General features: G+C 63.9%; 19 protein-coding genes. 6 read left to right on the plus strand and 13 right to left on the minus strand.

What is annotated here, in order from left to right; all coding sequences use genetic code 11:
- Nucleotides 1-42 precede the first annotated feature (42 nt).
- The 11 genes from lpdA to Q352_RS0119050 all read right to left on the minus strand — a co-directional run bounded on the left by lpdA (nt 43) and on the right by Q352_RS0119050 (nt 11,821).
- Entirely contained in the window at nt 43-1,476 is a 1,434-nt protein-coding gene (gene lpdA / locus Q352_RS0119000) for a dihydrolipoyl dehydrogenase (protein ID WP_028500671.1), read from the minus strand.
- A gap of 23 nt (nt 1,477-1,499) precedes the next feature.
- Nucleotides 1,500-1,685, minus strand: a complete 186-nt coding sequence (locus Q352_RS0119005; RefSeq protein ID WP_028500672.1) for a hypothetical protein — start codon at nt 1,683-1,685, stop codon at nt 1,500-1,502.
- 52 nt (nt 1,686-1,737) lie between these two features.
- Entirely contained in the window at nt 1,738-2,985 is a 1,248-nt protein-coding gene (gene odhB, locus Q352_RS0119010) for a 2-oxoglutarate dehydrogenase complex dihydrolipoyllysine-residue succinyltransferase (protein WP_028500673.1), read from the minus strand.
- Between the two features lie 100 nt (nt 2,986-3,085).
- On the minus strand, nt 3,086-5,908 hold the full coding sequence (locus Q352_RS0119015) for a 2-oxoglutarate dehydrogenase E1 component (protein ID WP_028500674.1): 2,823 nt from the start codon (nt 5,906-5,908) through the stop codon (nt 3,086-3,088).
- 159 nt (nt 5,909-6,067) lie between these two features.
- On the minus strand, nt 6,068-7,357 hold the full coding sequence (gene gltA, locus Q352_RS0119020; protein ID WP_028500675.1) for a citrate synthase: 1,290 nt from the start codon (nt 7,355-7,357) through the stop codon (nt 6,068-6,070).
- A gap of 70 nt (nt 7,358-7,427) precedes the next feature.
- A complete protein-coding gene (locus Q352_RS0119025; RefSeq protein WP_028500676.1) occupies nt 7,428-7,676 on the minus strand; it encodes an FAD assembly factor SdhE in 249 nt (82 codons plus the stop codon).
- A 3-nt stretch (nt 7,677-7,679) separates the two neighbouring features.
- Nucleotides 7,680-8,384 carry a succinate dehydrogenase iron-sulfur subunit gene (locus tag Q352_RS0119030; RefSeq protein ID WP_028500677.1) on the minus strand — a complete coding sequence of 235 codons (705 nt, stop codon included), beginning with the start codon at nt 8,382-8,384 and terminating at the stop codon, nt 7,680-7,682.
- 13 nt (nt 8,385-8,397) lie between these two features.
- Nucleotides 8,398-10,164 carry a succinate dehydrogenase flavoprotein subunit gene (sdhA, locus tag Q352_RS0119035; protein ID WP_028500678.1) on the minus strand — a complete coding sequence of 589 codons (1,767 nt, stop codon included), beginning with the start codon at nt 10,162-10,164 and terminating at the stop codon, nt 8,398-8,400.
- A complete protein-coding gene (gene sdhD, locus Q352_RS0119040; RefSeq protein WP_028500679.1) occupies nt 10,164-10,514 on the minus strand; it encodes a succinate dehydrogenase, hydrophobic membrane anchor protein in 351 nt (116 codons plus the stop codon). Before sdhD ends, sdhA begins: the two co-directional genes overlap by 1 nt.
- A complete protein-coding gene (gene sdhC / locus Q352_RS0119045; protein ID WP_028500680.1) occupies nt 10,511-10,885 on the minus strand; it encodes a succinate dehydrogenase, cytochrome b556 subunit in 375 nt (124 codons plus the stop codon). The genes sdhD and sdhC overlap by 4 nt, the downstream gene beginning before the upstream one ends.
- A gap of 210 nt (nt 10,886-11,095) precedes the next feature.
- Complete coding sequence (locus Q352_RS0119050; protein WP_028500681.1) at nt 11,096-11,821, minus strand: GntR family transcriptional regulator; 726 nt, start codon at nt 11,819-11,821, stop codon at nt 11,096-11,098.
- Between the two features lie 264 nt (nt 11,822-12,085).
- Between Q352_RS0119050 and Q352_RS0119055 the strand changes: the two genes are divergently transcribed.
- From Q352_RS0119055 to lysS, 3 genes are all read left to right on the plus strand, one after another.
- A complete protein-coding gene (locus tag Q352_RS0119055; protein WP_028500682.1) occupies nt 12,086-13,063 on the plus strand; it encodes a malate dehydrogenase in 978 nt (325 codons plus the stop codon).
- A gap of 155 nt (nt 13,064-13,218) precedes the next feature.
- Entirely contained in the window at nt 13,219-14,322 is a 1,104-nt protein-coding gene (gene prfB, locus Q352_RS0119060; protein WP_028500683.1) for a peptide chain release factor 2, read from the plus strand.
- Nucleotides 14,323-14,437: 115 nt separating this feature from the next.
- Entirely contained in the window at nt 14,438-15,949 is a 1,512-nt protein-coding gene (lysS, locus tag Q352_RS0119065) for a lysine--tRNA ligase (RefSeq protein WP_028500684.1), read from the plus strand.
- Between the two features lie 90 nt (nt 15,950-16,039).
- Here the strand turns inward: lysS and Q352_RS0119070 are convergent, their stop codons facing one another.
- Complete coding sequence (locus Q352_RS0119070) at nt 16,040-16,435, minus strand: (R)-mandelonitrile lyase (RefSeq protein ID WP_028500685.1); 396 nt, start codon at nt 16,433-16,435, stop codon at nt 16,040-16,042.
- A gap of 128 nt (nt 16,436-16,563) precedes the next feature.
- On the opposite strand from Q352_RS0119070, the gene Q352_RS0119075 reads away from it, so the two are divergent.
- Nucleotides 16,564-17,454, plus strand: coding sequence for a LysR family transcriptional regulator (locus Q352_RS0119075; protein WP_244879606.1), 891 nt, complete (start codon nt 16,564-16,566; stop codon nt 17,452-17,454).
- Nucleotides 17,455-17,504: 50 nt separating this feature from the next.
- On the opposite strand, the gene Q352_RS0119080 is transcribed toward Q352_RS0119075, so the two are convergent.
- Nucleotides 17,505-19,145: a methyl-accepting chemotaxis protein gene (locus Q352_RS0119080; protein ID WP_028500687.1), complete on the minus strand. Its 1,641-nt coding sequence runs from the start codon at nt 19,143-19,145 to the stop codon at nt 17,505-17,507.
- A 286-nt stretch (nt 19,146-19,431) separates the two neighbouring features.
- Here Q352_RS0119080 and Q352_RS0119085 point away from each other — a divergent pair, with 286 nt between their 5' ends.
- Together Q352_RS0119085 and Q352_RS0119090 are read left to right on the plus strand one after the other, a co-directional pair.
- Nucleotides 19,432-20,826 carry a sensor domain-containing diguanylate cyclase gene (locus tag Q352_RS0119085; RefSeq protein ID WP_028500688.1) on the plus strand — a complete coding sequence of 465 codons (1,395 nt, stop codon included), beginning with the start codon at nt 19,432-19,434 and terminating at the stop codon, nt 20,824-20,826.
- A gap of 166 nt (nt 20,827-20,992) precedes the next feature.
- Complete coding sequence (locus Q352_RS0119090; RefSeq protein WP_051529104.1) at nt 20,993-22,306, plus strand: sensor domain-containing diguanylate cyclase; 1,314 nt, start codon at nt 20,993-20,995, stop codon at nt 22,304-22,306.
- The last annotated feature ends 10 nt before the right edge of the window (nt 22,307-22,316 follow it).

The following is a 22,316-nucleotide window of genomic DNA, read 5'->3' on the forward strand; positions in this document are numbered from 1 at the left end:
ATTCGTCTATCGGTCGCCCGGGCATCCGGGCGACCGTGTCAATCAGCCATGCAGCGCGCGCTTGTCGGCGGCGAGGCATGCCTCGTGCAGCACTTCACTCAGGCTCGGATGCGCGTGGACGATGCGGGCGATATCCTCGCTCGACGCCGCGAACTCCATGGCCACGACGGCTTCGGCAATCAGCTCGCTGGCGAACGGGCCGATGATGTGCACGCCGAGAATACGGTCGGTCTTCGCATCGGCCAGCACCTTGACGGTGCCGGCAGCCATGCCCAGACCCAGCGCACGACCATTGGCGGCGAAGCCGGACGTGCCCTTCTTGTATTCGATACCGTCTTTTTTCAACTGCTCTTCGGTCTTGCCGACCCAGGCGATTTCCGGCGAAGTGTAGATCACCCACGGAATCGCGTTGAAATCAATATGCGGTTTCTGGCCGGCGATGCGCTCGGCGACCGCCACACCTTCTTCGCTGGCCTTGTGCGCCAGCATCGGACCGCGCACCACGTCACCGACCGCCCACATGTTCGGCAGGTTGGTGTGGCAGTTGTCGTCGACCACGACAAAGCCGCGCTCGTCGATCTGCAGGCCGACCGCTTCGGCACCGAGGCCGGCGGTGTTCGGCAGGCGGCCGATCGACACGATCAGCTTGTCGAACTCGGCACTCTTCTTCTCGCCGTTGATCTCGTAGGCGACCGTGACCGACTTCTTGCCGGTCTTGATCTCGCCGATCTTCACGCCGAGCTGGATGTCGAGGCCGGTGTCGCGGGTCAGCGTCTTGAACGCTTCCTTGGCGATCTGCTGGTCGGCGGCGGCGAGGAAGGTCGGCATGGCTTCGAGGATGGTCACCTCGGCGCCAAGGCGCTTCCACACACTGCCCATTTCCAGACCGATCACGCCGGAGCCGATCACGCCCAGACGCTTCGGCGTCGCGGTCAGTGCCAGCGCGCCGGCATTGTCGAGCACCAGGTTGTTGTCGATGGCGACGCCCGGCAGCGGACGCGGGGTGGAACCGGTCGCCAGGATCACGTGGGTGGCTTCCAGCGTGTCGACCACGACGCCGTTGTCGGTCACCTCGATCACCCAGCGCTCGCCCGTGCGGCCCTTCAGCGCGCCCAGGCCGTGCACGTTGGCGACCTTGTTCTTCTTGAACAGGAAGGCGATGCCGCCGGCGTTCTTGCCGATGATGCCTTCCTTGCGCTTCAGCATGGTGCCGACGTCCATCTTCGCGCCGGAGACGCTGATGCCGTGGGCGGCAAAGTCATGCTGGACCGCGTGGTAGTTTTCCGACGACTGCAGCAGCGCCTTGGACGGGATGCAGCCGACGTTCAGGCAGGTGCCGCCGAGACTCGGCTTGCCTTCCGGGTTCTTGAAAGCATCAACGCAGGCGGTGTTGAAGCCGAGCTGCGCGGCACGGATGGCGGCGACATACCCGCCGGGGCCGCCACCGATGACGACGACGTCGAATTGTTGGCTCATGGAATCTCCGTTATGAGCTGCGGTCAGGCATGCGCAGGAACCATCAGCATCAGCACGCCGAACCCGATCACCATCAGCCCGACGACAATGGCGCCGAGCGAGGTGAACAGGTCGCGTTCCTTGCGGCCGCGTTTCCACGCCGCGTAGCGCAGTGCGAGGATGCCGATGCCGCCGGCGATGAAAGCGATACCGTAAAACTGGTTGTTCATTGCAATGCCCTTCCGTGACAGCGGGGCCGAAGCCCCGCGAAAGCACCGAAGTTTACAGATCCAGCAGCAGGCGTGCCGGATCCTCGATCGCATCCTTGACCGCAACCAGACTCAGGACGGCTTCGCGGCCGTCGATGATGCGGTGGTCATAGGACTGGGCCAGATACATCATCGGGCGGACCACGACCTGGCCGTTCTCGACCATCGCGCGTTCACGCGTCGCGTGCATGCCGAGGATGGCGGCTTGCGGCGGGTTGATGATCGGGGTCGACATCATCGAACCGAAGGTGCCGCCGTTCGAGATGGTGTAGGTGCCGCCGGTCAGTTCTTCCATCGTCAGCTTGCCTTCCTGGGCACGCTTGCCGAAGTCGGCGATCTGGCGTTCGATATCGGCCAGGCTCAGCTGGTCGGCATTGCGGATGATCGGCACGACCAGACCGCGCGGGCTGCCGACAGCAACGCCGATGTCGAAGTAGCCGTGATAGACGATGTCGGTACCGTCCACCGATGCGTTCACGATCGGGTACTTCTTCAGCGCATGCACCACGGCCTTGACGAAGAAGCCCATGAAGCCGAGCTTGACGCCGTGCGCCTTCTCGAAGCGGTCCTTGTACTGCGCGCGCAGATCCATCACCGGCTTCATGTTCACTTCGTTGAAGGTGGTGAGGATGGCGTTGGTCTGTTGCGATTCCAGCAGGCGTTCGGCGACGCGCTGGCGCAGGCGGCTCATCGCCACGCGCTGTTCCGGACGCTCGCCAAGCAGGGCGGCGACATTGACCGGGCTCGGAGCAGCCGGGCGGGCGGCAGCGGCGGCCGGCGCGGCCTTCGCGTTCTGCACGTCTTCCTTCAGCACGCGGCCATCACGGCCCGAGCCCTTGACGGCGGTCAGGTCGACGCCGGTTTCGGCGGCCAGTTTCCTGGCGGCCGGCATGGCCATGACCTGGTTGTGGCCGGCTTGCGCCGACGCGATCACGGCGGCGGCTTCCGGCGTCGCGGCGGTAGCAACCGGCGACACGGCAGCCGCCACGGCCGAGGCGGCAGGCGCGGCTGCGCCGGCCTGGGCGGTCGGGTCGATCCGGGCGATCAGTTGCCCGCTGGTCACGGTCGCGCCATCCTGCTCGACGATCTCGACAATCACCCCGGCTTGCGGCGCCGGCAGTTCCAGTACGACCTTGTCGGTTTCCAGGTCGATCAGGTTTTCGTCACGGTTGACGTATTCGCCGGGCTTTTTGTGCCAGGTTACCAGGGTCGCTTCCGACACCGATTCCGGCAGTTGCGGGACTTTGACTTCGATCAGCATGTTTTGGGCTCCAGTGCGCGGCGGCTCGCGCCACCTCGTGTTCCTGCATGTTTGCCCATGCTGCGCGCACAGCATGGGCGTCTCCTCGTTGAACGGCTTGTTACTTGCCGAGCGTCATGGCTTCGTCGATGAAGGCCTTGAGCTGGGCAATGTGCTTGCTCATGTAGCCGACGGCCGGCGAGGCCGACGACGGACGGCCGGCGAACGACAGCGTCTGTTTCGGACCGATCTGCGCTTCCAGGCGGTGGCGGATCTGGTACCACGCACCCTGGTTCTTCGGCTCTTCCTGCACCCACATCACTTCGCGGGCGGACGGGAAACGGGCCAGTTCGGCCGCCAGTTGCTCGGTCGGGAACGGATACAGCTGTTCGACGCGGACGATGGCGATGTCCTTGATGTCGCGCTCGCGGCGGGCGTTCAGCAGGTCGTAGTACACCTGGCCGGCGCACAGCAGCACGCGCTTGACCTTCTTCGGCTCCTGCAGCTCGGCTTCGCCGATCACCGGCTTGAATGCGCCGTCGGTGAAGTCGGTGAGCGGGCTCATCGATTCCTTGTAGCGCAGCAGGCGCTTGGACAGGCAGATCACCAGCGGCTTGCGGTACGGACGCAGCATCTGGCGACGCAGCAGGTGGAACATCTGCGCGGCGGTCGACGGCATCACCACCTGGATGTTGTGCTCGGCGCACAGCTGCAGGTAGCGCTCGACGCGGGCCGAGCTGTGTTCCGGGCCCTGGCCGTCATAGCCGTGCGGCAGGATCATGGTCAGGCCGCACAGACGGCCCCACTTGGTTTCGCCCGACACGATGAACTGGTCGATGGCCACCTGGGCGCCGTTGGCGAAGTCGCCGAACTGGGCTTCCCAGATAATCAGCTCGTTCGGCGACGAGCAGGCATAGCCATACTCGTAGGCCAGCACGGCTTCTTCGTTCAGGATCGAGTCGATGACCAGGAAGTCGGCCTGGTTATCCGACAGGTTGCGCAGCGGCACATAGGCGCCGGCATCCCAGCGTTCGCGGTTCTGGTCGTGCAGCACTGCATGGCGGTGGCTGAACGTGCCGCGGCCCGAGTCTTCGCCCGACAGGCGCACGCCGTAGCCGAGTTCGACCAGACCGGCATAGGCCAGCGTCTCGGCCATGCCCCAGTCGAACGGCTGTTCGCCGGCCGCCATCGCCTTGCGGGCGGTCAGCAGCTTGGCCACGGTCGGGTGCGGCTTGAAGCCTTCCGGCAGCGTGGTCAGCTTCTCGCTGAGGCGCTGCAGGTCCGACAGCGGCAGTGCCGTTTCGGTCGGATGCGCCCAGTGGGTGCCCATGAACGGCGTCCAGTCGAGCTTGTGGTCGCGGGTGTAGTTCGACAGCACGGTCTGTTCGACGTGCTCGCCCTTGTCCAGCGCGGCGCGGTAGTTGGCGATCAGTTGGTCCGCATCGGCGGCGGTGACCACGCCGTCGGCAATCAGCCGCTCAACGTAGCGTGCTCGCACGCCCGGGTGCTTGGCGATCTTCTTGTACATCATCGGCTGCGTCAGCATCGGGTCGTCACCTTCGTTGTGACCCAGCTTGCGGAAGCAGACCATGTCGATGACGACATCGCGCTTGAACGTCATGCGGAATTCGAGCGCGGCCTGCATCACGAAGCAGACGGCTTCCGGATCGTCGCCGTTCACGTGCAGGATCGGCGCATCGACCATCTTGGCGATGTCGGTCGCGTACAGCGTCGAGCGCATGTCGCGGGTGTCCGACGTGGTGAAGCCGACCTGGTTGTTGACCACCAGGTGGACGGTACCGCCCGTGCCATAGCCACGGGTGCCGGACAGGTTGAACGTGCCCTGGTTCACGCCGAGACCGCCGAAGGCGGCATCGCCGTGGATCAGCACCGGCACGACTTCCTTGCGGTCGTTGTCCTTGCGGCGTTGCTGGCGCGCGCGCACCGAGCCTTCGACCACCGGGTTGACGATTTCCAGGTGCGACGGGTTGAACGCCAGCGACACGTGCATCGGACCGGTCTGGGTCGGGATGTCGGCCGAGAAGCCCATGTGGTACTTGACGTCGCCGGACGGCAGTTCGACCGACGGCTTGCCTTCGAATTCGGCGAACAGGTCGCGCGGCAGCTTGCCCAGGGTATTGACCAGCACGTTCAGACGGCCGCGGTGGGCCATGCCGACGATCAGTTCCTTGACGCCGAAGCGGGTCGCGTTCTGGATCAGGTGATCCAGTGCGGCGATCATGCTTTCGCCGCCTTCGAGCGAGAAGCGCTTCTGGCCGACGTACTTGGTATGCAGGTAGCGTTCCAGCGTTTCGGCTGCGGTAACCTGCTTGAGGATGCGGCGGCGGGCGTCGGCGTCATAGCGCGGCGTCGAGCGGCTGCCCTCGAAGTAGTTCTGCACCCAGCGCTTCTGCTCGCTGTCCATGATGTGCATGTACTCGAGGCCGATATTGCCGCAGTAAGTCTGTTTCAGCGTGCCGAGGATCTCGGACAGCGAGCCCTGCGACAGACCGACAAAGGAACCTGTGTTGAACACGGCGGCCATGTCGGCATCGGTCAGGCCGTGATAGGCCGGGTCGAGTTCGGGCACCGGCGAGGTGTCCATGCGCTTGAGCGGATCCAGCGTCGCCCAGCGCGCGCCAAGCACGCGGTAGGCGGTGATCAGCTTCAGCACCGACACCTGCTTCTGCATCGCTTCCCAGGTGGCTTCGGCCGGCTTGCTGGCGAAGACGCGCGGCGAGCGGGCGAGCTGGATGAACGACTCCTGGATCGGCAGGTGCGGCACGTCGCGCGCACCGCTGTCCGCGGCCTGGAGCTTGTCGAAATAATCGCGCCACTCGGCGGTGACCGAGGACGGATCGTTCAGATACTGTTCGTACAGTTCCTCGACGAACGGCGCGTTACCGCCGAACAGGTAGGACTGACCGATGGCAGCTTGCATCATGATGTAGCGACCTTATGAATGTTCTGCTTGCAGCAAAAAAAGCAATGTGAGCTTGACGCATGGGGCCCCGTCAACGTCACAGCGCTCTTGTCTGGCGGCGCTTCGGGCAGGGCGGCGGAGGACGGGCCTCCGCCGCCTGACGTCAGGGTTGACGGAACGTTACTTGCGTTCGGTGACAGGCACGTAGTCGCGACGCGGCGCGCCGGTGTACAGCTGACGCGGACGACCGATCTTCATGCCCGGATCGGAAATCATTTCCGCCCAGTGGCTGATCCAGCCGACGGTGCGGGCCAGGGCGAAGATCGGGGTGAACATCGACACCGGGATGCCGATGGCCGACAGCACGATGCCCGAGTAGAAGTCGACGTTCGGGTACAGCTTGCGTTCGACGAAGTACGGGTCTTCCAGGGCGATCTTTTCCAGCGCCATGGCCAGCTTGAACTGCGGGTCGTTGTGCAGGCCGAGTTCGTTCAGCACTTCGTAGCAGGTGCTGCGCATGATGTCGGCGCGCGGGTCCATGTTCTTGTACACGCGGTGACCGAAGCCCATCAGCTTGTGGGTCTTGTTCTTCACGCCTTCCATGAACGCCGGGACGTTTTCGACATCGCCGATTTCGTCCAGCATCTTCAGCACGGCTTCATTGGCGCCACCGTGCGACGGGCCCCACAGGCAGGCGATGCCGGCGGCGATGCAGGCGAACGGATTGGCGCCCGACGAACCGGCCAGGCGGACGGTCGAGGTCGAGGCGTTCTGCTCGTGGTCGGCATGCAGCGTGAAGATGCGGTCCATCGCGCGGGCCAGCACCGGGTTGACCTTGTATTCCTCGACCGGGGTCGAGAACATCATGTGCAGGAAGTTTTCCGCATACGACAGGCCGGCCTTCGGGTACGAGAACGGCAGACCCTTGTTGTAGCGGTAGGCCTGGGCGGCGATGGTCGGGATCTTGGCGATCAGGCGGTGCGACGCGATCTCGCGGTGACGCGGGTTATTGATGTCCAGCGAGTCGTGATAGAAGGCCGACAGGGCGCCGACCACGCCAACCATGACTGCCATCGGGTGCGCGTCGCGGCGGAAACCCTTGAAGATCGAGAAGATCTGGTCGTGCAGCATGTCGTGGCGCAGGATCAGGCCGTCGAAGGTCTTCTTCTGTTCCGCGGTCGGCAGCTCGCCGTTCATCAGCAGGTAGCAGACTTCGAGGTAGTCGGAGTTTTCCGCCAGTTGTTCGATCGGGTAGCCGCGATAGTAGAGCTTGCCTTCGTCACCATCGATGAAGGTGATCTTGGACTCGCAGCTGGCGGTGGCCAGGAAGCCCGGGTCGAAGGTGAACATGCCGGTCTTGCCGAAGGTGCGGATGTCGACGACGTCCGGGCCCAGGCTGCCTTCCAGAACCGGCAGGTCGATGCTCTGACCGTCGTTGTAGTTCAGCGTGACTTTGCGATTAGTTTCCACAGCTTTACTCCCTCTCAGTATTTTGTTGTGCGCTTGCCGGCCATCCCTTTGCGACGGCCGGCAAGGCCGGTCACCCGTGGCGCAAGCGCTCGACGATGGCCTGGCAGTCAGGATCTTCAAGATCGAACTTGCCGTTGACGAGATCGAGGAAATCGTTCTCGCCATGCTCCAGCACGCGCACGTAGGCGTCGATCTGCTCGTCGCTGAGCTGGTCGAATTCCCGCTCGAGAAACCGGGTGAGAATCAGGTCCAGCTCGAGGAGCCCGCGGCGGGAATGCCAGCGGATCTTCGAACGCGCTTCGCGGTCATAGCGTGACATCGGTCAGATCGCCCGGATCGCCATCATGCCCTTGATGCTGTCAATGGCCTTGGCGGGGTTCAGACCCTTCGGGCACACCTCGGTGCAGTTCATGATGGTGTGGCAACGGAACAGCCGGTACGGGTCGTTCAGGTTGTCCAGACGCGCGTTGGTGGCTTCATCGCGGCTGTCGATGATGAAGCGGTAGGCAGCCAGCAGGCCGGCCGGGCCGACGTACTTGTCCGGGTTCCACCAGAACGACGGGCACGAGGTCGAGCAACAGGCGCACAGGATGCACTCGTACAGGCCATCGAGCTTCTCGCGGTCTTCCGGCGACTGCAGGCGTTCGCGTTCCGGCGCCGGCGTGTCGTTGACCAGGTAAGGCTTGATCGAGTGGTACTGCTTGAAGAACTGGGTCATGTCGACGATCAGGTCGCGAATGACCGGCAGACCCGGCAGCGGACGCAGCGTGATCGGCTGCTTCAGGCTGCGCAGGTCGGTGATGCAGGCCAGACCGTTGCGGCCGTTGATGTTCATCGCGTCCGAGCCGCAGATGCCTTCGCGGCACGAACGGCGGAACGACAGCGAGTCATCCTGGGCCTTCAGCTTGACCAGCGCATCCAGCAGCTTCACGTCGTGGGAATCGACTTCAAGCACGTAATCCTGCATGTACGGCTTGTCGTCCTTCTCCGGGTTGTAGCGATAGAGCGAAAAACGCATCGTTTCCATTTGATCGGTTCCCTTAGTAGACGCGCTTTTGCGGCTGGATGTAGTCGACCGTCAGCGGCTTGGTGTGCACGGCCTTGTAGGTCAGCTTCTGGCCTTCGCGGTGGTAGAGCGTGTGCTTCATCCACTCGGCGTCGTCGCGTTCCGGATAATCGTCGCGGGCATGGGCGCCGCGCGATTCCTTGCGGGCTTCGGCCGAGATCATGGTGGCCATCGCCACTTCGATCAGGTTTTCCAGCTCCAGCGCTTCCATGCGCGCGGTGTTCCAGGTCTTGGACGTGTCCTTGATCTTGATCCGCTTCACGCGTTCGGCGACTTCGCGAACCTGGGCCACGCCCTCTGCCAGCACGTCCTGGGTGCGGAACACCCCGGCGTGACGCTGGACGGTCTGCTGCAGTGCGCGGCGCACGGCATCGACGTCTTCGCCATCGGTCTGCGTTTCCAGACGGTTGACGCGGGCCAGCGAGAAGTCGGCCGCGTTTTCCGGCAGCGGCTTGTGCGCCGGACGTTCGTTCTTGATGAACTCGATCATGCTTTCGCCAGCCGACTTGCCGAACACGACCAGGTCGAGCAGCGAGTTGGTGCCAAGGCGGTTCGCCCCGTGGACCGACGCGCAGGCGCATTCGCCAGCGGCGTAGAAACCGTGGACGCGGGCCTCGTCGTCGCCTTCACGCGGCGAAATGACTTCGCCCTTATAGTTGGTCGGAATGCCGCCCATCATGTAGTGGGTGGTCGGCACGACCGGAATCGGTTCCTTGATCGGGTCGACGCCGGCGAACTTGATCGCGATTTCGCGAATGCCCGGCAGGCGGTGATTGATGATCTCGGGGCCGAGGTGATCGAGCTTCAGCAGCACGTGGTCCTTGTTCTTGCCGCAGCCGCGGCCTTCGAAGATTTCCACGGCCATCGCGCGCGACACCACGTCGCGGCTCGCCAGATCCTTGGCGTTCGGTGCGTAACGTTCCATGAAACGCTCGCCATTGCTGTTCAGCAGGATGCCGCCTTCGCCGCGCACGCCTTCGGTGATCAGCACGCCCGCGCCGGCCACGCCGGTCGGGTGGAACTGCCAGAATTCCATGTCTTCCAGCGGGATGCCGGCACGTGCCGTCATGCCCAGCCCGTCACCGGTATTGATGAACGCATTGGTCGACGCGGCGTAGATGCGACCGCCACCGCCGGTGGCGAACAGCACGGCCTTGGCGTGAATGATGAAGATGTCGCCGGTTTCCAGTTCCAGCGCGGTGACGCCGACCACGTCGCCATCGGCGTCGCGGATCAGGTCAAGGGCCATCCACTCGACGAAGAACTGGGTGTTGGCGCGCACATTGCGCTGGTACAGCGTGTGCAGCATGGCGTGGCCGGTACGGTCGGCGACGGCACAGGCACGCTGCACCGGCGTCTTGCCGAAATCGGCCATGTGGCCGCCGAACGGACGCTGGTAGATCTTGCCGTCTTCGAGGCGGTCGAACGGCATGCCGAAGTGTTCGAGCTCGATCACGGCTTCCGGCGCCTTGCGGCACATGAATTCGATCGCGTCCTGGTCGCCCAGCCAGTCAGACCCCTTGACGGTGTCGTACATGTGCCAGTCCCAGCGGTCTTCCTGCACATTGCCCAGCGAGGCGGAGATGCCACCCTGTGCGGCAACGGTATGGGAACGGGTCGGGAACACCTTGGACAGCACGGCAGTCTTCAGCCCGGCCTCGGACAGTTGCAGTGCGGCCCGCAGACCCGCACCACCGGCGCCGACGATAACGGCATCAAAACGACGGACAGGTACGGACATTATTGGATTCCCCACACGACAACGAACGAATACACCAGACAGCCGATCAGCCAGACGGCAGTCAGCACGTGCAATGCCAGACGGGTGCCGGCCGGCTTCACATAGTCCATCCACAGGTCACGGACGCCGACCCAGGCGTGCCAGAACAGCGCGATGAACGTGATCTGGGTCGGAATGCGCACCCAGGTGTGCGAGAACAGCGCCTTCCAGCCGTCATATGACGACGGCGCGGCCAGCAGCACCAGCACGAACAGCACCACATAGACCAGCATGACCGCAGCGGTCAGACGCTGGACCAGCCAATCCTTCACGCCGTAACCGGCGCCTACTACCAGACGAGTGTTGCTCACCACAGAATCCCCCCGAGGATGATGGTCAGCGCAATGCTGACGACGAACACGGCCTTGGCGGACGCACGCGCGGTCGCAAGCTGCTGGCCTTTGTGGATGTCATACAGGAGGAAGCGGATGCCGGCACAGAAGTGGTGCAGGAATGCCCACAGCAGGCCGATCAGGATCAGCTTCATCAGCGGAAAGGCAATGATCGCGCGATACGTATCGAAGGATGCTTCGGCACTCAGGGAACCCTGAAGGAGGAACACCAGAAGCGGGAGGGCGAGGAACAGGGCAACACCACTGACCCGGTGCAGGATCGACACTTTCGCCCCGATGGGCAGTGTGATCTTCGACAGGTCAAGGTGCTTGGGTCGTTTCTTCTGCATGAAAGCTTCCTTGTGAAACAAGACACCTAACACTTACATATTTGACGGACGGCCGTCCGCCGACAGGCTGCACCGTTGCCCGCCCCTCGTGAGGACGTCGGCGCGGGCGACTGATGCCAGGCTGGCGGACGTGCCACCAGTTCGGCAATCGACAAGTTTATCAAAAGCGACAACGTCATACGACGCCCGAATGCCGCAGCGCAAAAACTATCATATACGCGTCTGCCACGACCACCGGGCAGAGCGCAACAGACGCTGTCGCCACTCGACCGGCTCGCCTTCCACCGTCCCGCCGAGCCGCACCATCGACAGCAGCGGTTCGTCGGGTTCGGCGGCCAGCAGCGTCCGGACTTCCCGGTCGGCCAGCACGCCGCGGTACTGCACATGCAGCGGGCGGATCCTGACGGCGTACTGGCGTTCCAGTAACGCATACAGGCCACCACCGGCCAGGCGCAAGCGCCTGGAATCCAGGTCGGCAAAACGCTCGACCGGCAACAGAATCTCGTCTACCGCCAGCGTGACACCACGCTGGCGCCACACCTGGCGTACATGATGCAGCATCGCGCCGCGCCGCAGCTGCAGCGCCCGCGCGACGTCTTCCCCGGAGGGGACGCGCGCGACCGACAGCAGTTCCGGCTGCATCGGATCGGCCAGCTCGGCAAAATGCCCGGGACTGACCAGCTTGCCCTCACCCCACTCGGACTCGCCGGGTGCAACGAAGGTGCCGCGGCCCTGGCGGCGGTACAGCCAGCCGTCGCGGGTCAGATCGTTCAGCGCCTTGCGGGCGGTGCCCTGGCTGACGGCGAACTCGGCGGCCAGTTCCCACTCGGACGGCAGCATCGCATCGGCCTGCCATTCGCCGGACGCGATCCGCTCGACGATCCGCTGGCGGATCTGCTCGTAGAGCGGCTGGAATCTGGGCTGGTCGGCAGGCATTGGAGACGTTATACCTTGGGGTCAGTCCACCGTCTACCCAAGTCTTATATAAGACACAAAACCACATGATAACCGATTGCTTATACACGGGATTGGCGGTTCTAAAGCGCCCGAGTCGCGTGCTAAACTCCGCGGCGCATCAGAGCGCGTCGAACCTCGCCCGGTACAACATTCGCTGTATTGCATGCCCGGCCCGACCATGAGGCCGCACCGGGTCGCGACGGGCCACGACCGCAACCATCCAACGCAAAGGAGAATGCCCAGATGAAAGCCCCCGTTCGTGTCGCCGTTACCGGCGCTGCCGGCCAGATTGGTTACAGCCTGTTGTTCCGCATCGCCTCGGGCGAAATGCTCGGCAAGGACCAGCCGGTCATCCTGCAACTGCTCGACCTCCCGCAAGCCCAGAACGCCGTCAAGGGCGTGATGATGGAACTGGAAGACTGCGCATTCCCGCTGCTCGCCGGCATGGTTGCCACCGACGACCCGAAAGTGGCGTTCAAGGACGCACAGGTCGCCCTGCTGGTTGGCGCCCGTCCGCGCAGCAAGGGCATGGAACGCAAGGACCTGCTGACCGCCAACGCCGAAATCTTCACCGTGCAGGGCAAGGCGCTGAATGAAGTCGCCGCGCGCGACGTGCGCGTGCTGGTGGTCGGCAACCCGGCCAACACCAACGCCTACATTGCCATGAAGTCGGCCCCGGACCTGCCGGCCAGGAACTTCACCGCCATGCTGCGTCTGGACCACAACCGCGCGCTGTCGCAGATCGCTGCCAAGACCGGCAAGGACGTCGCCTCGATCGAGAAGCTGACCGTCTGGGGCAACCACAGCCCGACGATGTACGCCGACTACCGCTTCGCCACCATCGACGGCCAGTCGGTCAAGGCGCTGATCAACGATGAAGCCTGGAACCGCGACGTGTTCCTGCCGACCGTCGGCAAGCGCGGCGGTGCCATCATCGAAGCACGTGGTCTGTCGTCGGCCGCATCGGCCGCCAACGCCGCCATCGACCACATCCGCGACTGGGTGCTGGGCACCAACGGCAAGTGGGTCACCATGGGTATCCCGTCGGACGGCAGCTACGGCATTCCGGAAGGCGTGATCTACGGCGTCCCGGTCACCTGCGCCAACGGTGAATACACCCGCGTGCAAGGTCTGGAAATCGACGAGTTCAGCCGCGAACGCCTGAACTTCACCCTGGCCGAGCTGGAAGAAGAGCGCGCGGGCATCGCCCACCTGCTGTAATTCCACCGCAAGCCCCGAAAAGCGCATCGTAAAGATGCGCTTTTTTGTTTTTCTCCGACGCTTGCCGACAAGCGCGCTGTTCATTCGCAGCCGCGACTCCGATATACTGGTAAGTTATTCCCTGTCGTACCCTGTCCACTACTGACTGCACCATGATCGAAGCCGAAGTTCTCAACCTGATCGACAACCAGCTCGCCGACCTCGCGAGCCGCACCGCCGATATCCGCCAGTACCTCGACTACGACGGCAAGAAGGATCGCCTGGAAGAAGTCAGCCGGCTGGTGGAGGATCCGACCATCTGGGACGATCCCAAGCGCGCGCAGGATCTCGGCCGCGAGAAAAAGGCACTCGAAGACGTGGTGCTGGTGGTCGACGGCATCCTGTCGACACTGTCCGACAGCCGCGAGCTGTTCGAGATGGGCCGCGCCGAAGGCGACGACAACACCATCCTCGCCGTCCGCGATGACCTGGACGACGCCGAGAAGAAGATCGAGCTGCTGGAATTCCGCCGCATGTTCTCGAACCAGATGGACCCGAACAACTGCTTTATCGACATCCAGTCGGGCGCCGGCGGCACCGAGGCACAGGACTGGGCATCGATGCTGGAGCGCATGTACCTGCGCTACTGCGAACGCAAGGACTTCAAGGTCGAGGTGATCGAAGAGTCCGAAGGCGAAGTCGCCGGCCTGAAGAGCGCCACGCTGAAGGTCGAGGGCGAATACGCATATGGCTTCCTGCGTACCGAAAGCGGCGTCCACCGCCTGGTCCGCAACAGCCCGTTCGACTCGAACAACCGCCGCCAGACCTCGTTTGCCAGCGTGTTCGTCTACCCGGAAGTCGATGACTCGATCGAAGTCGACATCAACCCGGCCGACCTGCGCATCGATACCTATCGCGCATCCGGCGCCGGCGGCCAGCACATCAACAAGACCGACTCCGCCGTCCGCATCACCCACTTGCCGACCAATATCGTCGTCCAGTGCCAGAACGACCGCTCGCAGCACAAGAACCGTGCCGAGGCGATGTCGATGCTGAAGGCGCGCCTGTACGAATTCGAGCTGCGCAAGCGCAACGAGGAAAAGCAGGCGCTTGAAGATTCGAAGACCGACGTGGGCTGGGGCCACCAGATCCGCTCGTACGTGTTCGACCAGTCACGGGTCAAGGACCTGCGCACGCTGGTGGAAGTCGGCAACGTCAAGGGCGTCATGGATGGCGACCTCGACGGCTTTATCGAAGCCAGTCTTAAACAGGGCGTGTAAGCGCGCCCGAACCACATAGCCAACACCGGGCCGCGCTGACTGAATGTCACTGCGGCCCTGTTTTTTTCCAGACAAGTCAGACATTCACCGCTTTCCTACAGGAGTCACACCCATCATGTCCGAACAAGACATCAGCAGCGGGCAAGTCGCCCAGGACGAAAACCAGATCATGGCCGAACGACGCCAGAAGCTGGCGGAAATCCGCAAGCACGGCATCGCCTTCCCGAACGACTTCCGTCGCAGCCACATGGCCGCCGACCTGCACGCCCGCTACGGCGAGACCGACAAGGAAGCGCTCGAAGCCGAGAAGGTCGAAGTCGTCGTCGCCGGCCGGATGATGCTGAAGCGCGTGATGGGCAAGGCCAGCTTCGCCACCGTCCGCGACGGTTCGGCCCGCATCCAGTTCTACATCAGCCGCGACAATATCGGCGATGAGGTGTACGCCGCATTCAAGACCTGGGACCTTGGCGATATCCTCGGCGCACGCGGCATCCTGATGAAGACCCGCACCGGCGAGCTGTCGATCGAAGTGACCGAGCTGCGCCTGCTGTCGAAGTCGATCCGCCCGCTGCCGGACAAGTTCCACGGCCTGGCCGACCAGGAACAGAAGTACCGTCAGCGCTACGCCGACCTGATCATGAGCGATGCTTCGCGCGACACCTTCATCAAGCGCTCGAAGATCGTGCAGAGCGTGCGCGACACCATGGTGGCCGAAGGCTATCTCGAAGTCGAAACGCCGATGATGCACCCGATTCCGGGTGGCGCTGCCGCCAAGCCGTTCGTCACCCACCACAATGCACTCGACATGCCGCTGTACCTGCGCATCGCGCCGGAGCTGTATCTGAAGCGGCTGGTGGTCGGCGGGCTGGAACGCGTGTTCGAGATCAACCGCAACTTCCGCAACGAGGGGATGAGCACGCGCCACAACCCCGAGTTCACCATGATCGAGTTTTACGAAGCCTACTGCGGCTACGAACGCATGATGGAGATGACCGAGAAGATCATCCGTGCCTGCGCCGAAGTCGCCTGCGGCAGCACGCTGGTCACCTACAATGGCAAGGAAGTCGACCTCGGCAAGCCGTTCGACCGCTTCACCATCGTCGGCGCGATCAAGCACTACAACCCGGAATACACCGATGCCCAGCTTGGCGACGCGACCTGGGTCGCCGGCGAGATCAAGCGCCTCGGCGGCAAGCTGCCGCCGGCACCGGGGCTCGGCAGCCTGCAACTGGCGCTGTTCGAGGAATGCGCTGAAGGCAAGCTGTGGAACCCGACCTTCATCATCGACTACCCGGTTGAAGTGTCGCCGCTGGCACGCGGCTCCGATGCCGATCCGGCCATCACCGAACGCTTCGAGCTGTTTATCGTCGGCCGCGAACACGCGAACGGCTACTCGGAGCTGAACGATCCGGAAGATCAGGCCGCCCGCTTCATGTCGCAGGTTGCACAGAAGGACGCCGGCGACGACGAAGCCATGCACTACGACGCCGACTACATCCGCGCCATGGAATACGGCCTGCCGCCGACCGGTGGCTGCGGCATCGGCATCGACCGCCTGGTCATGCTGCTGACCGACGCCCCGTCGATCCGCGACGTGATCCTGTTCCCGCACATGCGGCCGGAGTAAGGGCTGGTCACGGAAGCCCCGCCAGGTTCCTGAACCCGGCGGGGCTTTTTATTGTCTTGCGTCCTGCTGACGAGAAGCAGCCGGAAGCGGTCAGGCCGGGTACTGCGCCTCGCTGACCGGTTCCAGCCAGTCGGCGGTCTTGCCGTCGAGCTGCTCCTGAATTGCGATATGGGTCATGGCCGTGGTCGGCGCCGCGCCATGCCAGTGCTTTTCACCGGCCGGAATCCAGACCACATCTCCCGACCGGATCTCTTCGACCGGACCGCCGTCGCGCTGTGCCCGGCCACAGCCGGCGGTCACGATCAGCGTCTGGCCCAGCGGGTGGGTATGCCATGCAGTGCGGGCGCCGGGCCCGAAGCTCACGCTGGCACTTACCGTCCGCGCCGGACCGGTCGGCTCGAACAGCAAATCAATGCGCACACTGCCGGTGAAACAGCCTGCCGGCCCCCTGCTCGCAGCCTGCGATCCGTTTCGTTGAATGTCCATTTGCCATGACTCCTCTGCCGGGATGGCCGTCACCCATCGCGACGGTCGATGCCGGGAATGTATCAGCCCTGGCATTACCTGATTAGACGGCATAATCTGCAAGCGCCCATGAAAAGGAATCATCAATAGTGCGCAACGACATCAACGACCTCCAGGCCTTCCTGGCGGTGGCGCGCGAGCGCAGCTTTACCCGGGCGGCGGCGAAGCTCGGCGTATCGCAATCAGCTCTGAGCCATACCGTGCGCGGGCTGGAAGAAAGCCTCGGCCTGCGCCTGCTGACCCGCACCACGCGCAGCGTATCCCCGACCGAAGCCGGTCAGCGGCTGCTGTCCACCGTCGGGCCGCATTTCGACGAAATCGGGGCCGAACTGGCGGCACTGAGCGAGTTGCGCGAGAAGCCGGCCGGCACCCTGCGCATCACCGCGGCCGAACATGCGGCCAGCACCGTGCTCTGGCCGAGGCTGGCCGCGTTTCTGCCGGACTACCCGGACATCAGGGTGGAGGTGAACATCGACTACGGCCTGACCGATATCGCGGCCGAACGCTTCGACGCCGGCATCCGCCTCGGCGAACAGGTGGCCAGGGACATGATTGCGGTACGCATCAGCCCGGATGTGCGCATGACCGTGGTCGGCACCCCGGCCTACTTCTCGACCCATCCGCAGCCGGTCAGCCCGCAGGCGCTGGCGACGCATGCCTGCATCGGCCTGCGGCTGCCGACCTATGGCGGTCTCTATGCCTGGGAGTTCGAAAAGGACGGGCGCGAACTGAAAGTCCGGGTCGACGGCCAGCTGGTTTTCAACAGCAGCCCGCCCATTCTCAACGCGGCGCTGGCCGGTTTCGGCCTCGCCTATCTGCCGGAGGACATGGTGCTCGGGCACTGCGCCGCTGGCCGGCTGCAGCGCGTGCTCGATGACTGGTGCCCCACCTTTCCGGGCTACCATCTGTATTACCCGAGCCGCCGCCAGCCCTCACCGGCGTTCTCGGTGCTGGTCGATGCCCTGCGTTACCGCGATTGAGCGGGGCAGGCGGGCGGGGCCGGAGAAACACCGGCAAGCGCCCCCCCGGCTCACACCTTGAAGTAATTCACCGCTTCACGCAGGGTGCCGGACAGCGCCTGCAGCTGCTCGGCGGCTTCGGCATTGCCGCGTGCGGCCGCATTGGTCTGCTCGGTCAGCGACGCCATGCCGGCCATGCGTTCGGCAATGCCGCTGGCAGTGGTCGCCTGTGCCTGGTTGGCGCTGGCCACGTCGCGCGCCTTGACCAGCGAATCCTCGGCCTGGACCTGGATGTCCTCCAGCACGTCGGTGGCCTGGCGTACCAGTTCCTGCCCCTGCCGCACGCGCGGCATGGTGCTTTCCATCGACTGTACCGCCGACAGCGTATCGGCCTGGATCGCGTCGATCATGGCGGAGATCTCCGCCGTTGCAGTCGTGGTGCGTTCGGCCAGCCGCCGCACTTCGTCGGCGACCACGGCAAAGCCGCGGCCCTGCTCGCCGGCCCGGGCAGCTTCGATCGCCGCGTTCAGTGCCAGCAGGTTGGTCTGGTCGGCGATCTCCTTGATCACCAGCGTGATCTGGCCGACTTCCTGCGAGCGTCCCACCAGCGAGTTGATGCGCTCGGTGGAGTCGGTCACCGATGCCGCGATGTTCTCGATCTGCTGGGTCACCTGGCGCACCACGCTGTCGCCCTTCCCGGCCAGCTCGACGGTCTTGCGCGAATTGTCCTCGGTGGCGTGGGCGATGGCGGTCACCTCGTTGATGCTGACCGTCAGTTCCTCGATCGACGCCGCGGTCGCCGCACTGGACTCTGCCTGACTGCGTGCGGCCTGGCTGATGCCGCTGGATGATGCCGACAGCTCGCCCGACTGCTGGGCAAGCTGCTCGGTGCAGCTGCGGATATTGCGCACGATCTCGCCAAGCTTGGTCTGCATGCTGCCGAGGGTCTTCAGCAGGTTGCCGGGCAGATCGCTGCTGGACACGATGCTGCGGGTCAGGTTGCCACTGGCGAAGTCTTCCACCAGGTCGGCCGCCGCCGCCGGCTCGCCGCCAATCTGCCGCTGGACACTGCGGTTCACGCTCCAGCCGATAATGCCCAGCAGCAGGCCGATCACCAGCAGGAAGCCCAGCGACTCCAGTGCGGCCTGGCGGAAGCTGCTGTCCACGTCCTCGATATACACGCCGGTTCCCAGCCACCAGCCCCACGGTTCAAAGGCCCTGGCGTAGGAGACTTTCTCGACCGGGGTCTGCGAGCCCTTCTTCGGGAACAGGTAGCCGATATAGGCTTCCTTGTCGCGCTGCAGCAGCCGGATCCATTCCTTGATGTACTGCTTGCCGGTCGGGTCGGCCGAGTCCATGAAATTCTTGCCCTCGCGTTCGGGCTTGGACGCGTGCATCACGTTGACGCCGTTGAAATCGTAGATGAAGAAATAATCACTGCCGCCGTTGTAACGGCTCTTGCGCAGATTATCCTTGGCCAGCTGCTGTGCCTGCGCTTCGGTCAGTTTGCCGGCCTTGAACAGGTCGTATTGCTGCTGGATCACACCGAACGACGAGTCGACCAGGGCATGCAATGTGCGTTTTTTCTCTTCCAGAATGTGTTGTCGCAGCTGATAAACCGAATAGGCGCCATAGGCGGCCAGACCCAGCAACATGCAGACGAGCATCGCATACAGGCGCTTTTTCAGCGTCAGCCCCCGGTTCACTTGCATCGTATTTCCCCAGCGCCCAAATCACAGGGTTATAACGCATTCCATGGGAATAAGCCCATAAAAATAGGTCATTACACCTTACCTTTGTTTTTGACAGGGTCCGGAACGGGCTGCCGGCAAGCTGCTACAGTATTGGCAGCGCAAGACGAATACAGAGGAAACTCGCAGAAACGCAGCAGGCCCTCCACTCCCCGGCATCCCGCCGGAAGAGGCCTTCGCCTGTCCCGGCAAACCCGTCGGACAACAAGACAATATGTCCGCAGCAAAGACCTCTTGCAGCTCATTGATGACCACCACCTTCTCTGCCAGATACACCCGCCTCAGTCGTTTCCTCGCCGGTCTGACCGCCGCTGTCATGACCGTTGTCGCCCTCGCCCTCCTGCCCTATGCCGACCTGCCCGCCGAGCGGGTGGCCCTGCTGGTGCCGGTCTTTTCCAGTGTGCAGGCCACGCTGAATGCCGTCATTGCCTACCTGGTAGTGCTGCAGTTCTATGCAGATCGCAAGTATCCGACCGCCCTGATCTCGATCGGGTTCGCATTTTCGGCCCTGCTGTCGGCGATACAGATCGTCAGCCTGCCCGGCGTATTCACCGAAGGCGGCAATTTCGAGCGCTTCGCGCCGATCGCAATCTGGCTGTGGGTGGCCAGACTCAGCGGTCACGCATTGCTGATCCTGCTGGCGATGCTGGTGCTGAAAGGCCGGCCGGCTCTGCTGGCCAGTGAACGCAGCGTCGGCTATCAGACCGCCGTTTTCGCCATCATGCCGGTGGTGCTGGCCGTCATGGTCTATGCCTTCCTCGGCTACAACCGGGATCTGCTGCCCGGCCTGATGGACGCCAGCGGCAGCTATTCCGGCCTGGCACACGGCAGGGCCGGCTATTTCATGCTCGCCTGCTGGACCCTGGCACTGCTGGGCATCCTGCTGGTCACCCGCCTGCAGCGCGGTTTCGACTGCTGGCTGGCATTCAGCGCCTATTCCTACATCCTTTACCTGATAGTCAATTTCACTAGTGCCTCCCGCTTTACCATTGGCTGGTACACCTCGCGCTTCTTTGAACTGGCCGCTGCCGCCACGCTGCTCGGCGCCCTGCTGTTCGAAGTGCTGCGCATGCAGCAACGGCTGAAAAAACTGTACAGCAATGCCTATCAGGCATCGATTCGCGACGGGCTGACCGGCTTGTACTCGCGCCGTTACTTCGACACCGCGCTGGCACGCGAGCTGGCCGCCGCCGAACGCTCCCGCCGCCCGCTGTCACTGCTGATGGTCGATATCGATTATTTCAAGCAGTACAATGACACCCACGGTCATCTGGCCGGCGACGACTGCATCCGTCGGGTTGCCGCCAGCCTGCTCGACGGTTTCCGGGGCAGTGACATCGTCGCGCGCTATGGCGGCGAAGAGTTCGTCGTCATCCTGCCGGACACCGGCAGGGAGCTTGCATGCCAGACCGCCGAGCGACTGCGCAGCCAGATCATGGCGCTGGGCATTCCGTCAGTCCGGCCGGCCGACGCGAACGAGCCGGTCGTCACCGTCAGCATCGGCCTGAGCCACCAGCCGCCCGGGGCAGAACCCAGAAAGACCATGCAAACCCTGATCGGCGAGGCGGACGACGCGCTGTACGAAGCCAAGCGGCAGGGGCGCAACCGGGTCGTCTGCGCGGCAGAAAGGACTGACGGGTAGCGGTACGCGCCGGAGACATCTGATGTCTCCCCCCGGCTGCCGGCATGGGAGGCAGGACAATGGCGTCATTCGCTATTGCATCAAGACGCCGCGGCCCCAGATGATTGAACTTCATTCCGTTGGAAATATCCGACCTCACCGGCTCTTTGCCTCACTCTGCGCGGCAATGCTGATCCTGGCGGCCGTTCTGGTTCTGCCCCACGCCAGCCAGCCGGCGCCGCGCGTCCCGCTGCTGGTGCCGGTTTTTTCCAGCGCGCAGGCCACGCTGAACGCCATCATTGCCTATCTGGTGCTGCTGCAGTTTCATATGGAACGCAATGACCCGGATGCCCTGATATCCATTGCCTTCGCCTACTCGTCCCTGCTGACGCTGGTTCTGCTGGTCAGTCTGCCCGGCGTACTCACCAGCGATGACCACTTCGCCCGGCTGGCCCCGGCACTGGGCTGGCTGTGGGTGGCCAAGCTCGCCGGCCACGCTCTGCTGATCCTGCTGGCCATGCTGCTGTGGCGGAAATGGCCGGCGCGGACGGCAGCCAGGGGCGAGATCCACTGCCGGGTCGCCCTTGTCGCCTTCGTGCCGGTCCTGCTTGTCGGTTGTGCCTGTGCGCTCGTCAACGGCCTGGCGTCAAATCTGCCCCTGCTGCAGGACGGGCAGGGCAGCTATGCATCGCTGGCCCGGGGCTGGCCCGGCCAGTTCATTCTGGCCTGCTGGGCATGCGCCCTGCTCAGCGTGCTGCTGGTCACCCGGCTGCGACGCAGCTTCGATTGCTGGCTGGCTTTCAGCTGCCTGGCCTACCTGCTGTACCTGACGGTCAATTTCTCCAGTGCATTGCGCTTCACGGCCGGCTGGTATCTGTCGCGCCTGTTTGAACTGACCGCTTCCGCCACCCTGCTCGGTGCGCTGCTGTTTGAAGTGCTGCGCATGCAGAGGCAACTGAAGACGCTGTACCAGAGCGCCTATCAGATCTCGATCCGTGACGGGCTGACCGGCCTGTACTCACGGCGCTATTTCGACACGGCGCTGGCCCACGAACAGCAGCTGATGGCACACACGCGCCGGCCCCTGTCGCTGCTGATGATCGATATCGATTTCTTCAAACGGTACAACGATACCTATGGGCACCCGGCCGGAGACGACTGTCTTCGTCAGGTCGCAGCCTGTCTGCAGGACAGTGCCCGCAGCAGTGATATCGTCGCACGCTATGGCGGCGAGGAGTTCGCCGTCATCCTGCCGGACACCGACGCGAACGAGGCGCGCCAGGCAGCCGAGCGGCTGCGAAACGCCATCATGGCCCGGGGCATTCCGGCCGCGTCCCCGGCGGAACGGGAAAGGCTGGTCGTCACCGTCAGCATCGGGCTGGGTTGCCGGCGGAGTGATCCCCAGGCGGCAGGGGAGACGACACTGATCGACGAGGCCGACCATGCCCTGTACGACGCCAAGCGGCAGGGGCGAAACCGGGTGGCATGCCGCATTCTCTGACCGCGCCGCG

Source organism: Microvirgula aerodenitrificans DSM 15089 (assembly GCF_000620105.1).
GTDB classification, from domain to species: domain Bacteria; phylum Pseudomonadota; class Gammaproteobacteria; order Burkholderiales; family Aquaspirillaceae; genus Microvirgula; species Microvirgula aerodenitrificans.

What these genes read in the sequence shown, in the direction of transcription:
- lpdA (WP_028500671.1), bottom strand. Translation starts at nt 1,476, where the DNA reads ATGAGCCAACAATTCGACGTCGTCGTCATCGGTGGCGGCCCCGGCGGG.
- Q352_RS0119005 (WP_028500672.1), bottom strand. Translation starts at nt 1,685, where the DNA reads ATGAACAACCAGTTTTACGGTATCGCTTTCATCGCCGGCGGCATCGGC.
- odhB (WP_028500673.1), bottom strand. Translation starts at nt 2,985, where the DNA reads ATGCTGATCGAAGTCAAAGTCCCGCAACTGCCGGAATCGGTGTCGGAA.
- Q352_RS0119015 (WP_028500674.1), bottom strand. Translation starts at nt 5,908, where the DNA reads ATGATGCAAGCTGCCATCGGTCAGTCCTACCTGTTCGGCGGTAACGCG.
- Q352_RS0119025 (WP_028500676.1), bottom strand. Translation starts at nt 7,676, where the DNA reads ATGTCACGCTATGACCGCGAAGCGCGTTCGAAGATCCGCTGGCATTCC.
- Q352_RS0119030 (WP_028500677.1), bottom strand. Translation starts at nt 8,384, where the DNA reads ATGGAAACGATGCGTTTTTCGCTCTATCGCTACAACCCGGAGAAGGAC.
- sdhA (WP_028500678.1), bottom strand. Translation starts at nt 10,164, where the DNA reads ATGTCCGTACCTGTCCGTCGTTTTGATGCCGTTATCGTCGGCGCCGGT.
- sdhC (WP_028500680.1), bottom strand. Translation starts at nt 10,885, where the DNA reads ATGCAGAAGAAACGACCCAAGCACCTTGACCTGTCGAAGATCACACTG.
- Q352_RS0119050 (WP_028500681.1), bottom strand. Translation starts at nt 11,821, where the DNA reads ATGCCTGCCGACCAGCCCAGATTCCAGCCGCTCTACGAGCAGATCCGC.
- Q352_RS0119055 (WP_028500682.1), top strand. Translation starts at nt 12,086, where the DNA reads ATGAAAGCCCCCGTTCGTGTCGCCGTTACCGGCGCTGCCGGCCAGATT.
- lysS (WP_028500684.1), top strand. Translation starts at nt 14,438, where the DNA reads ATGTCCGAACAAGACATCAGCAGCGGGCAAGTCGCCCAGGACGAAAAC.
- Q352_RS0119070 (WP_028500685.1), bottom strand. Translation starts at nt 16,435, where the DNA reads ATGGACATTCAACGAAACGGATCGCAGGCTGCGAGCAGGGGGCCGGCA.
- Q352_RS0119080 (WP_028500687.1), bottom strand. Translation starts at nt 19,145, where the DNA reads ATGCAAGTGAACCGGGGGCTGACGCTGAAAAAGCGCCTGTATGCGATG.
- Q352_RS0119085 (WP_028500688.1), top strand. Translation starts at nt 19,432, where the DNA reads ATGACCACCACCTTCTCTGCCAGATACACCCGCCTCAGTCGTTTCCTC.
- Q352_RS0119090 (WP_051529104.1), top strand. Translation starts at nt 20,993, where the DNA reads ATGCTGATCCTGGCGGCCGTTCTGGTTCTGCCCCACGCCAGCCAGCCG.